Genomic DNA, 12166 nt, shown 5'->3' with positions numbered 1-12166 from the left:
AGACTAAGCCTGATAACACCCTGTCGACGTTGCTCTACAGGGTGTTTTTTTATTCATGTTTTTCTCAGCGCGTCAGGTAGCGTAGTCAGGCTTACGCCAGCCGAAAAGCATCGGCCATTTTTTCCTGTTCACGCTGAGTAAAGCCCATATGGGCGGCAATAACCCGCCATTGCACGACCACGGCGCGCAAGCGTTCAATGATACTATCCGCTTCTGCCAATGTAAGTCTAAAAAAGGGCGCAATTTCTCGCGTCAGTTCAATATCCAATGCGTTATCAGCTTCTGTAACATTTAATTTTAGGCCACTGGCAAAAGGAACAGGATTAAGATCGTAAGCTGCCGAGAGCCGCCAGCCTTTTCCGGGAACGAGGATAAAGCCATGGTTACGCAAGTGATCGTCGGTGTTGGATACCAGCATATTAAATACGATACGTGACCAGAGTTCCCGTAGGTCGGTATTGGTTTGCGAGCCGTGACGTATCAAAACTTCTGCCAGTTCAAGATAGCTAACGCCTGTTGAAGCATCTTCGCCGTCAGTATGTCCGGTCATAGTCATTGCCGAAGCGAAATGCAGACGTTTGCTTTTGGCCGTTCGGTCAAACCTGCGCACCATGAAGCAGTGATGATTGCTGGCGAATTTGCGGGCTACGGCTTTTGCAACATTAAGATCGCATGCGGTAGCCAGGGCGTTTACCAGCATTTCCCAGCCGCCGATATTATGTTCATCGTGAATACTGGGAAATTTAGCGATATAAAGGTGACCATCAGTATCAACCACGCTTGCTTTAGGTCTTGCGCCCCCGAGTGAGCCGCCTGGTGCTATCAGCATTTTTAGCCATTCCTGACCCTCAGGCGCATTGTTATCAGCATCGTCCTCCAACGCCCGGCTTGCGCGTTCGAGCGTAGCTATTTCGGTAAAAGGCGGGGCGGCGAGATCAATTCTGTTATCAAGGAATTCGCCCCGGTCCTCCAGGCGATAACGGAGAGCGCCCGGACGGTAGAGGTCATGTACACCCAGTAGAAAATCTGACTGATGCAGGCGGGTGCCTGCGGGTTGAAGACCTGCACGGATGTCTCGCTCCAGGCGACGTTTCATCAGCAGTCGTCCCCACCGATCGGGGCTGGAATCTTCAAAGATGCCAAAAAGAGAGCGGCCAGCCGTTGAGTATTGCGAGCCTTCGTACAGCTGTATGGCAGGATCCAGTTGGATCTGGCTGAGTCCGGGATCGGCAAGCGCCAGAGGGTCGTATTGAAATTCGAAAGTTTCATGTGCCCGACTGCGACGGCATTGCAGGTAGCCCAGACGTTTGGGCTGTGCAAGCCCTTCCCAGTCGGCATAAACGCTAATCATCGTCATCCTTGTCTCCTGAACTTTTATTTTTAACGGGTTTTAACAAAGAAGCCAGGTCTGAAGAGGTGAAGGCCTGATTGGTTATAGCCGCTTTGTTTATGCCCACCGCGCTAGCGGGAGCTTTTTCCATTGCTGTGGTTTTATAAAGTACGCTTTGCGGGGCGGGCCAGGTTTTCGGCAAGTCTTTTTTATTGGGGGTAAGAAGGCGCGCGTCTTGTAGCTCTCGTCCCAACTTATCCTCTGCCGCCAGCAGGTTTAGATCTTGCTCCAGGCCCAATACCTGCATTACGGCAAGGTAAGCGCCAATTGTTACGCCTGAACCGCCTGATTCAAGTGAGCGCAATGTCATTGGTGTCATACCAGCGCGTTCAGCTACCTGTTTGGCAGTTAGTCTACGCCGTTTGCGCGCAAGTTTAAGTCTTTCGCCAAAAGCATCTAAGGTTGCCTGAGTTTTAGGAAGCAGCGGAGCAGTTTTTTTTGCCATAATGTAAATATTTTATCTTTTATTTTTTCTTAAAGATAAAATAGTAGCATGTTGCACAGTGAATAAAGTGATAGGGAGCAAATAAAATCCATTTTTATAGGCAAAAAAGATAAAATATTAACACTTTTACTGTGTGCCGACTTCAGGTATTTTTCTCAGCATTCTATAGCTTTGTTTATGGAATAAGAATCCGTCAGTAAAAAGAGAATCCTCCGCCGGGATTAAGAAAAAACTGGCATAGCACGAAGCGAGTTGGTTAAAAAGCCGCTATCTGTCATACTCTGCGCCCCTATTTTTACTACCAGTTGAGCGCGTAATGCAGTACCCGATTAATGAAATGTTCCAGACGTTGCAGGGCGAAGGGTTTTATACCGGCGTTCCGGCAATTTTTATCCGCCTGCAAGGATGCCCGGTGGGCTGCAGCTGGTGTGACACTAAACACACCTGGGATAAGCTGGCCGATCGGGAAACGTCGCTGGGCGATATCCTGTTGAAAACGGTGGAAACCGATGCCTGGGGCGCGGCGGACGCCGGGGCTTTGCTGGATGTGATTGCGCAGCATGGCTGGACGGCAAAGCATGTAGTGATCACGGGCGGCGAGCCCTGCATCCACGATCTGACGCCGCTGACACAGGCGCTTGAGCAACAGGGTTTCAGCTGTCAGATTGAGACCAGCGGCACGCATCAGGTGAAGTGCAGCGAGAAAACCTGGGTAACGGTTTCGCCTAAGGTCAATATGCGCGGCGGCTACGATGTGCTGGAGCAGGCGCTGGTCCGTGCGGATGAAGTAAAGCACCCGGTTGCTCGTCAGCGCGACGTTGAGGCACTGGATGCGCTGTTAGCAACGCTGAGCGATAGTAAGCCACGTATTATCGCTTTGCAGCCGATCAGCCAGAAAGATGACGCGACAAAGCTGTGTATTGAAACCTGCATTGCGCGCAACTGGCGGTTATCAATGCAGACGCATAAATATCTTAATATTGCCTGATAAAAAAGGCGGCTTTGCGGCCGCCTCAGATTGCTGACAAACGTGAAGCGATGGAGGGCCTGTGGCTGGAGCAAAGCATTACGGGCCATGGACGGCCCGTACTGAGCTACCACGGACGGTGCTTTTTGCGTCTTTGCGGAAGACACAGGCCCTCCTGAGCCGGCACCGACATCATCAACCTCAGGCGGCTTTGCGGGCGCCTCTTTAGTTAATCCCTGTCATTTTTTCCCTTGTCACGCATAGTGTCTGAGCATCAGCCCTTATAGACGCAACCCGCCGTGCAGGTCTCTTTAATCATCACAGCGCTGAGCAGCGGCAGCTTCGGCTTCATCTGATCCCAGATCCATTTAGCCAGCACTTCGCTGGTTGGATTCTCCAGTCCCGGAATATCGTTCAGATAATAATGGTCCAGCCGATCGTAAAGCGGTTTAAAGGCCGCTTTCAGTTCGGCGAAGTCCATGATCCAGCCGGTATGCGCGTCCACTTCGCCGGTGATTTCGAGCCGCACCAGGAACGAGTGCCCGTGCAGGCGGCCGCATTTATGGCCTTCCGGCACGTTAGGCAGGTGGTGTGCCGCCTCGAATTGGAAATCTTTAAACAGCGTGGTAGGCATAGACAGTCCCGGTAATTTCTTAAAAAAACGCGCGAAGTCTACCCGAAAAAGCCTTTTTTCGCACTGCTTTCGCGGCCGATCGGCATGCCGTTATCCGTGGCGAAAAGCTTACGCCATTAACTTACTGATTAATAATGGGTTGCCTAATCTGTTTCATCGTTATCCCTTACTTGTAAAACCGTTTAGTCATTTTGGTTATTTTATATTACCAACCCTTCTTTAAGGGTTATTATGCCAGTCGTTACCCTAACGCTATCTTGCTGTCTTTACGGCTCTGACCACCGATACTGGAACTCTCAACGCAATGACGACTCAGGCTTCTCTGCTGCCGCTTAATCCGGAGCAGCTCTCCCGCCTTCAGGCGGCAACCGGCGATTTTTCTCCCACGCAGCTGGCATGGCTCTCCGGCTATTTCTGGGGCATGGTTAACCAGACTCCGGGCGCGGCAGCCGCCAGCGCGCCAGCGCCGGTCGACGTACCGACCATTACGCTGCTTTCCGCTTCGCAGACCGGCAACGCGCGCCGCGTCGCTGAACAGCTGCGTGACGATCTGCTGGCCGCCAAATTGAACGTGAATCTGGTCAATGCGGGTGACTATAAATTCAAGCAGATTGCGCAGGAGAAGCTGCTGGTGGTGATCACCTCCACACAGGGCGAGGGCGAGCCGCCGGAAGAAGCCGTGGCGCTGCATAAATTCCTGATGTCGAAAAAAGCGCCGAAGATGGATAACACTGCGTTTGCCGTCTTTGGCCTGGGCGACACCTCTTACGAATTCTTCAGCCAGGCTGGCAAAGATTTTGACAGCAAGCTGGGCGAACTGGGCGGCGAGCGTCTGCTGGATCGCGTAGATGCAGACGTTGAGTTTGCAGCGGATGCGGAGCAGTGGCGCAAAAAGATTGTAGAAGTGCTTAAGGCGCGCGTACCAACCGAATCACCAGCGGCGGCCGTAGCCAATGCTACCGGTACGGTCAACGAAGTCTTCAGCAGCCCCTACACTAAAGAAGAGCCGCTGACTGCCAGCCTTGCCGTGAACCAAAAGATTACCGGCCGTAATTCCGATAAAGACGTGCGCCATATTGAAATCGATTTGGGCGATTCTGGTTTGCGCTACCAGCCTGGCGATGCGCTGGGCATCTGGTATGAAAACGATCCGCAGCTGGTCAAAGAGCTGGTCGAACTGCTGTGGCTGAAAGGCGATGAGAGCGTGCAGGTTAACGGCGCCGAATTGTCGCTTAGCGAAGCGCTGCAAAAACATTTTGAGCTGACGGTTAACACTACGCAAATTGTCGAGCAGTACGGCAAGCTGAGCCGTGACGAGAAGCTGCTGGAGCTGGTTAGCGACAAGAGCCGTCTGCAACACTATGCGCAGACTACGCCAATTGTGGATATGGTGCGCCAGGCACCTACAGAACTGCGTGCCGAGCAATTGACGGAGCTGCTCCGTCCGCTGACTCCGCGTCTTTATTCTATTGCCTCATCTCAGGCAGAAAGCGAAACCGAAGTGCATATTACCGTTGGCGCGGTACGCTATGAGATCGACGGCCGCGCGCGTGCAGGCGGCGCATCCAGCTTCCTGGCGGATCGACTGGAAGAAGATGGCGAAGTACGTGTCTTTATCGAGCATAACGATAACTTCCGTCTGCCGGCCAATCCGGAAACGCCGGTTATTATGATCGGGCCAGGCACCGGCATCGCGCCATTCCGTGCCTTTATGCAGCAGCGCGACAATGATGGCGCAGAGGGCAAAAACTGGCTCTTCTTTGGCAACCCGCACTTTACCGAAGATTTTCTTTATCAGGTGGAGTGGCAGCGCTACGTCAAAGACGGCCTGCTGACCAATATCGATCTGGCCTGGTCGCGCGACCAGCAGCAGAAAGTTTACGTACAAGACAAAATTCGCGCTAAGGGCGCGGAAGTCTGGAGCTGGATCCAGCAGGGCGCGCATATCTATGTGTGCGGCGATGCCAACCGCATGGCGAAGGATGTCGAGCAGGCGCTGCTGGAAATTGTCGCGGAACATGGCGGCATGGATATCGAAAGCGCGGATGAATTCCTGAGCGAGCTGCGAATTGAGCGCCGCTATCAGCGAGACGTCTACTAAGCAGGCCGCTTTGCCCCGCCGCCGGACGTTGAGCCGTCGGCGGTACTAACGAATATAAAAGAGACAGCCTTATGAGCAATGAAAAACATCCGGGGCCGCTGGTAGTTGAGGGCAAACTGACCGACGCCGAGCGCCTGAAAAAAGAGAGCAACTACCTGCGCGGCACCATTGCGGAAGATCTGGGTAACGGCCTGACCGGCGGTTTCACTGGCGACAACTTCTTGCTGATCCGCTTTCACGGCATGTACCAGCAGGATGACCGCGATATCCGTGCGGAGCGCGCCGAGCAGAAGCTGGAACCGCGCCACGCCATGATGCTGCGCTGCCGCCTGCCTGGCGGTATCATCACGCCAACGCAGTGGCTGGCGATTGACAAGTTCGCCGAAGACAACACCATCTACGGCAGCATTCGTCTGACCAACCGTCAGACCTTCCAGTTTCATGGCATCCTGAAAGGCAACGTTAAGCCTGCTCATCAAATGCTGCATGAGGTGGGTCTGGATGCGCTGGCTACGGCCAACGACGTTAACCGCAACGTGCTTTGTACCTCTAACCCGATAGAGTCTGAGCTGCATCAGGAAGCCTACGAGTGGGCGAAAAAACTTTCCGAACATCTGCTGCCGCAAACCCGCGCCTATGCGGAAATCTGGCTGGATCAGGAAAAGGTCGCGACTACCGATAAAGAGCCGATCCTGGGCGAAACCTATCTGCCGCGTAAATTCAAAACTACCGTGGTGGTGCCGCCGCACAACGATGTGGATTTGCATGCCAACGACCTGAATTTTATCGCCATTGCGGAAAACGGCAAACTGGTCGGCTTTAACCTGCTGGTTGGCGGCGGTCTTTCTATCGATCACGGCAACAAAGCGACCTACGCGCGTACCGCGAGCGAGTTTGGCTATCTGCCGGTAGAGAAGATCCTCGACGTAGCGGAAGCGGTAGTGACCACGCAGCGCGACTGGGGCAACCGTACCGATCGTAAAAACGCCAAAACCAAATACACGCTGGAGCGCGTGGGCGTCGAAACCTTTAAGCAGGAAGTTGAGCGCCGCGCTGGCCTGACCTTCGAACCCATTCGTCCCTATGAATTCACCACGCGCGGCGACCGCTTCGGCTGGGTGAAAGGTATCGATAACAACTGGCACCTGACGCTGTTTATCGAAAACGGTCGCCTGCTGGATTATCCGGGCCGTCCGCTGAAAACCGGCCTGGCGGAAATCGCGAAGGTGCACAAAGGCGACTTCCGCCTGACCGCTAACCAGAACCTGATCGTGGCGGGCGTGCCGGAGGCGGATAAACCCGCTATTGAGCAGCTTGCGCGCGAGCATGGCCTGATGGAAAGCGTTACCGCACAGCGTGAAAACTCCATGGCCTGCGTCGCCTTTCCAACCTGTCCGCTGGCGATGGCGGAAGCAGAACGTTTCCTGCCATCGTTTGTGACACGCGTGGAAGAACTGATGACGGCGCACGGCGTCGGCGATGAGCACATCGTGCTGCGCGTTACGGGCTGTCCAAACGGTTGTGGCCGCGCGTTGTTGGCCGAAGTCGGCCTGGTAGGCAAGGCGCCGGGCCGCTATAACCTGCATCTTGGCGGTAACCGTATCGGCACGCGCATTCCGCGTATGTACCGTGAAAACATTACCGAAGATGAAATTTTAACTACCCTTGATCATCTGTTGAGTCGCTGGTCAAAAGAACGCGAAGCGGACGAAGGCTTTGGCGATTTCACCATTCGCGCTGGCGTGGTGGAACCCGTTCTGGATCCGGCTCGCGATTTTTGGGCATAACGGAGGCGCGAAATGGCTCTACTCGATCTCTCGGCACTAAACGAACTGCCTAAAGTTGAGCGCGTAATGGCGCTGGCGGAAATTAACACCGAGCTGGAGAAGCTTTCCGCTCAGGAGCGCGTGATCTGGGCGCTGGAGAATTTACCGGGCGAAGCGGTACTCTCTTCCAGTTTCGGCATTCAGGCGGCGGTCAGCCTGCATCTGGTTAGCCAGGCGAAGCCGGATATTCCGGTGATCCTCACCGATACCGGCTATCTGTTTCCGGAAACCTATCAGTTTATCGACGAGCTGACCGAAAAGCTTGGCCTGAACCTGAAGGTATTCCGCGCCGAGCAGAGCGCGGCCTGGCAGGAAGCCCGCTACGGTAAGCTGTGGGAGCAGGGCGTGGAAGGCATCGAGCGCTACAACGACATCAACAAGGTCGAGCCGATGAACCGCGCGCTGAAAACGCTGAACGCGCAAACCTGGTTCGCCGGGCTGCGCCGCGATCAGTCCAGCAGCCGCGCTAATCTGCCGGTGCTGGCTATCCAGCGCGGCGTATTCAAAGTGCTGCCTATTATCGACTGGGACAACCGCCAGGTTTATCAGTATCTGAAAGAGCATGGCCTGGGCTACCACCCGCTGTGGGATCAGGGCTATCTGTCAGTGGGCGATACGCACACCACCAGAAAGTGGGAGCCAGGCATGGCGGAAGAGGAAACCCGCTTCTTCGGCCTCAAGCGCGAATGCGGTCTACACGAGTAATAAAAAACGCCCCGGTTTGGGGCGTTTCAGACTGCAGACAAAGCTAAAAAAGCTCAGGTGAACATCTGTTTTTTTACAGCAACTCCGTAGCTTTATGGCGGCAGAGGCTGAGCGGATAAGCTGACCGTTTGGCGCATGGGCGCGCCAACCGAGCCTCCACGGACGGATTAACGGCGTGTCTGTGTTCCGATCTGCCTCTGCTGAGCAACGAATTACAGCCCCACCAGCGCAGAAAAATCTGCCGATCCGCGCGTCATGTTCACTTTAGTCACTTCGTAATCCGCCACCTTCTGGAAGGCATCTTCTGCCAGGATAGCATCCAGACTCGCCCGATCGATATCTTTTACCAGGATCACGCCGCCGGTGCGTGGATCTTTACGGCCAGCGGCAATAAAAGTGCCGTTGTTAAACCAGGTATCCAGCCAGGCGATATGGGCATCCAGCGCGGCATCAACTTCTGCCATCGGGCGGTTATAGGTCAGGCTAACAATATACATAGTTGCTTCCTTAAGCGTTTGGTTGAGGGTTAGCCAGCTCGCGGATCAGCGGCAGTAGAATGGCTACGCTGTCATGCGTGCGGCGTTCAATGCGGCCTGGCAGCCAGCGATCGATCCAGGCAAGGTTATCGCAGCTGGCCTGTTGCTGGCAGCTTCCCTGAGGGAAGTGGCTATTGGTAGTGCGCAACAGCCTTCCTTTCTTATCCCAGTTGGCGGCGCGAACGCTCAGCAGCGGGATACCTGCCTTATCGAAAGCTTCTGTTGCCGGTTCGCTTTTCACCGCTTTGCCCAGCGTGGCGGCAGGGATATGCAATGAACGGGCAATCGCCAGCGCCCGATCGCGCGTCTGTCGCGCCACAGGTTCAGGGGTGTTGGCACCGCTGTTAAACCAAAGCTTGCTGCCTGTAATCAGATCGCTCAGCTTAACGACCAGCAGCGTATTCTTTTTCTCTTCCGGCTTCATGCGCGCCAGATAATCTTCTTCTCCGTGCAGCGAGCTGCCGCTGAGCGCGACAAAACGCAGGCTATAATGCAGCTGTGTCGATTGCAGCCGTTGCGCCAGTTCCAGCATGACGGCCAGACCAGAAGCATTGTCATCCACGCCCTGTAAAGTCAGGCCGCCGCGGTTTTTCTGCCGATCTGCGTCGCTTTGCGGCAGATAAGTATCGGCCTGCGCCAGAATGACAATTTGCTGCGGTACTTCGCCAGCGCGTGCGGCAATAACCGAAGTTGCGGTAACGCTGCGATCGTTCAGGCGACCATCCTGTGATTTATACTGATAGCGTGCGGTAAAATTTCTTTTGTTACTTTCGTAGCCCCACTGGCGGAACTGCTGCTGCAAATAGTCGGCATTCAGCATTTCGGCAGGACTGCCGACCATACGACCCGGAAAATACGTCGCGATATGCCGCAGCTGTTGTCCGGCAAAGTGACCTTCATTAGCTGTAGCGTAAAAAGAGGAAAAAGCGCCGAGCGCGAAAAGCGCGCCCAGGCAAAATCGGGAAAACATGTTGCGTCCTTAATCGTCATCCTGTGACGAAACAGCGAAATATTTTGCTGCCCTAGTATGAAAGTGTGACCGGCCGCGCACAATTACAATCCTTCTGAAAGCCCCCAAAATTCATCCGTTAAGCACATTTTGTGCGTAGCTTCGCCGGGACGTTATTCCATTCGGTAACTACTCATTCCAATTAGTAATTTCATAAGGCATCGCCGCCGCCCTATAGTCGCCGTTAACTTTTTGTTATTTAGCAAGGCTGACGTGGATTATCTTCCCCTTTTTGCAGACATCCGAAACAAACCGGTGCTGGTAGTCGGCGGCGGCGACGTTGCTGCACGCAAAATAGAACTGCTGCGTCGCGCAGGCGCACGCGTGCAAATTGCAGCGCGCGAACTTTGTGAAGAACTGACAGAGTTGCAGGAGCGCGACGAAGTGGAATGGATCGCGCGCGAATATCAGAGCGCCCAGCTTGACCAGGTTTATCTGGTCATTGCCGCCACCGATGACAACGCGCTGAACAGCCGTGTTTTCGATGATGCCAGCGAGCGCCGCCTGCTGGCGAACGTAGTCGACGACCAGCCTAAATGCTCTTTTATTTTTCCCTCGATCGTCGATCGCTCGCCGCTGGTGGTTGCGATTTCTTCCAGCGGTACGGCGCCGGTGCTGGCCCGTCTGCTGCGCGAAAAAATCGAGACTCTGCTGCCGGGAAATCTGGGTCAGATGGCAGCTATCGCCGGAAGCTGGCGCGACAGGGTTAAAGAACGGCTGACCAAAATGTCCCAGCGCCGCCGTTTCTGGGAGAAAGCTTTCAATGGCCTGTTCGCCAGCCAGGTTGCTTCCGGCAATCTGCTCGGCGCGGAGCAGACGCTGGCGGAACAGCTGGATAACCCAGAGGCCAGCCAGGGCGAAATCATTCTGGTGGGTGCCGGGCCGGGCGACGCCGGTTTGCTGACGCTGCGTGGGCTTCAGGTTATGCAGCAGGCGGACGTGGTGCTCTACGATCACCTGGTAAGCGATGAAATTCTCGATCTGGTACGTCGTGATGCCGATCGCATTTGCGTTGGCAAACGTGCCAGCGCGCATAGCGTGCCGCAGGAAGAAACCAACCGCATGCTGGTTGAACTGGCGAAAAAGGGCAAGCGTGTAGTGCGTTTGAAAGGCGGCGATCCCTTTATCTTTGGTCGCGGCGGCGAAGAGCTACAGGCAGCGGTAGAAGCGGGTATTCCGTTTCAGGTCGTTCCGGGCGTTACCGCAGCAGCAGGCGCGACGGCCTATGCCGGTATCCCACTGACGCACCGCGATCATGCTCAAAGCGTGCTGTTTATCACTGGTCACTGCCGCGCCGATGGCGAAGGCATGGACTGGCCTTCTCTGGCCCGCGCGCGCCAGACGTTAGCTATCTATATGGGCACGGTAAAAGCTGCCGAAATTTCGGCGCAGCTTATCGCTCATGGCCGCGACGCGCAGACGCCGGTTGCGGTGATTGGTCGCGGTACGCGCCAGGATCAGCAGGTGCTGACCGGCACGCTCCAGCAATTAGAACAACTCGCACAAAGTGCGCCAACGCCAGCCCTGCTAGTGATAGGGGAAGTGGTGAACCTGCATCAGCAGCTGGCGTGGTTTCAACATTCAGCGCAGCGGGACGGACGCGAATCCGCCGTTGTGAATTTGGCTTGAGGAAAAGTTATGGATCAAAAACGACTCACTCACCTGCGTCAACTGGAAGCGGAAAGTATCCATATCATCCGTGAAGTGGCGGCAGAGTTTGGCAATCCGGTGATGATGTACTCCATCGGCAAAGACTCTTCGGTCATGCTGCATCTGGCGCGTAAGGCATTCTATCCGGGCACGCTGCCGTTTCCGCTGCTGCATGTGGATACCGGCTGGAAATTCCGCGAAATGTACGAATTCCGCGACCGTACGGTAAAAGAGATCGGCGCGGAGCTGCTGGTACATAAAAACCCGGAAGGCGTGGCTATGGGCATCAACCCGTTCGTCCACGGCAGTGCCAAGCATACCGATATTATGAAAACCGAAGGGCTGAAGCAGGCGCTGAACAAATACGGCTTTGATGCCGCGTTCGGCGGCGCGCGCCGCGACGAAGAGAAATCCCGCGCGAAAGAGCGTATCTATTCGTTCCGTGACCGTTTCCATCGCTGGGATCCGAAAAATCAGCGTCCTGAGCTGTGGCATAACTACAACGGCCAGATCAACAAAGGCGAAAGTATCCGCGTATTCCCGCTCTCCAACTGGACCGAGCTGGATATCTGGCAGTACATCTTCCTGGAAAACATCGAAATCGTTCCGCTTTACCTGGCTGCTCCTCGTCCGGTGCTGGAGCGTGACGGCATGCTGATGATGATTGACGACGACCGCATTGATTTGCAGCCTGGTGAAGTGATTGAACAGCGCATGGTACGTTTCCGTACCCTTGGCTGCTGGCCACTGACCGGCGCGGTAGAATCCGAAGCGCAAACGCTGCCGGAAATCATCGAAGAGATGCTGGTCTCGACCACCAGCGAACGTCAGGGGCGCGTTATCGACCGCGATCAGTCCGGCTCGATGGAGCTGAAAAAACGCCAGGGTTATTTCTAAGGAGCC

The 12166-nt window shown here is 55.0% G+C and carries 11 protein-coding genes; 6 read left to right on the top strand and 5 right to left on the bottom strand.

Features of this window, described 5'->3' with window-relative positions; translation table 11 throughout:
• Nucleotides 1-91: 91 nt before the first annotated feature.
• Together ACETPC_RS18500 and ACETPC_RS18495 are read right to left on the bottom strand one after the other, a co-directional pair.
• The gene (locus ACETPC_RS18500; protein ID WP_380183908.1) at nucleotides 92-1357 is read right to left on the bottom strand and encodes a type II toxin-antitoxin system HipA family toxin; all 1266 of its coding nucleotides are present in this window, start codon (nucleotides 1355-1357) and stop codon (nucleotides 92-94) included.
• A complete protein-coding gene (locus tag ACETPC_RS18495; RefSeq protein ID WP_380183906.1) occupies nucleotides 1344-1835 on the bottom strand; it encodes a helix-turn-helix domain-containing protein in 492 nt (163 codons plus the stop codon). Before ACETPC_RS18495 ends, ACETPC_RS18500 begins: the two co-directional genes overlap by 14 nt.
• 316 nt (nucleotides 1836-2151) lie before the next feature.
• On the opposite strand from ACETPC_RS18495, the gene queE reads away from it, so the two are divergent.
• A complete protein-coding gene (queE, locus tag ACETPC_RS18490) occupies nucleotides 2152-2823 on the top strand; it encodes a 7-carboxy-7-deazaguanine synthase QueE (protein ID WP_380183904.1) in 672 nt (223 codons plus the stop codon).
• 253 nt (nucleotides 2824-3076) lie between these two features.
• On the opposite strand, the gene queD is transcribed toward queE, so the two are convergent.
• Nucleotides 3077-3436, bottom strand: coding sequence for a 6-carboxytetrahydropterin synthase QueD (queD, locus tag ACETPC_RS18485; RefSeq protein ID WP_380183902.1), 360 nt, complete (start codon nucleotides 3434-3436; stop codon nucleotides 3077-3079).
• A 304-nt stretch (nucleotides 3437-3740) separates the two neighbouring features.
• On the opposite strand from queD, the gene cysJ reads away from it, so the two are divergent.
• The 3 genes from cysJ (at nucleotide 3741) to cysH (ending at nucleotide 8068) form a co-directional block, all read left to right on the top strand.
• Nucleotides 3741-5537, top strand: a complete 1797-nt coding sequence (gene cysJ, locus ACETPC_RS18480) for an NADPH-dependent assimilatory sulfite reductase flavoprotein subunit (protein WP_380183900.1) — start codon at nucleotides 3741-3743, stop codon at nucleotides 5535-5537.
• A 71-nt stretch (nucleotides 5538-5608) separates the two neighbouring features.
• Nucleotides 5609-7324, top strand: coding sequence for an assimilatory sulfite reductase (NADPH) hemoprotein subunit (cysI, locus tag ACETPC_RS18475; protein WP_380183898.1), 1716 nt, complete (start codon nucleotides 5609-5611; stop codon nucleotides 7322-7324).
• A gap of 12 nt (nucleotides 7325-7336) precedes the next feature.
• Complete coding sequence (gene cysH, locus ACETPC_RS18470) at nucleotides 7337-8068, top strand: phosphoadenosine phosphosulfate reductase (protein WP_380183896.1); 732 nt, start codon at nucleotides 7337-7339, stop codon at nucleotides 8066-8068.
• Nucleotides 8069-8280: 212 nt separating this feature from the next.
• On the opposite strand, the gene ACETPC_RS18465 is transcribed toward cysH, so the two are convergent.
• Together ACETPC_RS18465 and ACETPC_RS18460 are read right to left on the bottom strand one after the other, a co-directional pair.
• Nucleotides 8281-8565, bottom strand: a complete 285-nt coding sequence (locus ACETPC_RS18465; protein ID WP_380183894.1) for a YciI family protein — start codon at nucleotides 8563-8565, stop codon at nucleotides 8281-8283.
• A 10-nt stretch (nucleotides 8566-8575) separates the two neighbouring features.
• Nucleotides 8576-9574, bottom strand: a complete 999-nt coding sequence (locus tag ACETPC_RS18460; protein WP_380183892.1) for an aminopeptidase — start codon at nucleotides 9572-9574, stop codon at nucleotides 8576-8578.
• 252 nt (nucleotides 9575-9826) lie between these two features.
• On the opposite strand from ACETPC_RS18460, the gene cysG reads away from it, so the two are divergent.
• Nucleotides 9827-11242: a siroheme synthase CysG gene (gene cysG, locus ACETPC_RS18455; protein WP_380183890.1), complete on the top strand. Its 1416-nt coding sequence runs from the start codon at nucleotides 9827-9829 to the stop codon at nucleotides 11240-11242.
• A gap of 9 nt (nucleotides 11243-11251) precedes the next feature.
• Entirely contained in the window at nucleotides 11252-12160 is a 909-nt protein-coding gene (gene cysD, locus ACETPC_RS18450; RefSeq protein WP_380183888.1) for a sulfate adenylyltransferase subunit CysD, read from the top strand.
• Nucleotides 12161-12166: the final 6 nt, after the last annotated feature.

The organism is Pantoea sp. sgz302252 (genome assembly GCF_042610525.1).
GTDB lineage: Bacteria > Pseudomonadota > Gammaproteobacteria > Enterobacterales > Enterobacteriaceae > Erwinia.
This window is presented reverse-complemented; position numbering and strand designations above follow the sequence as displayed.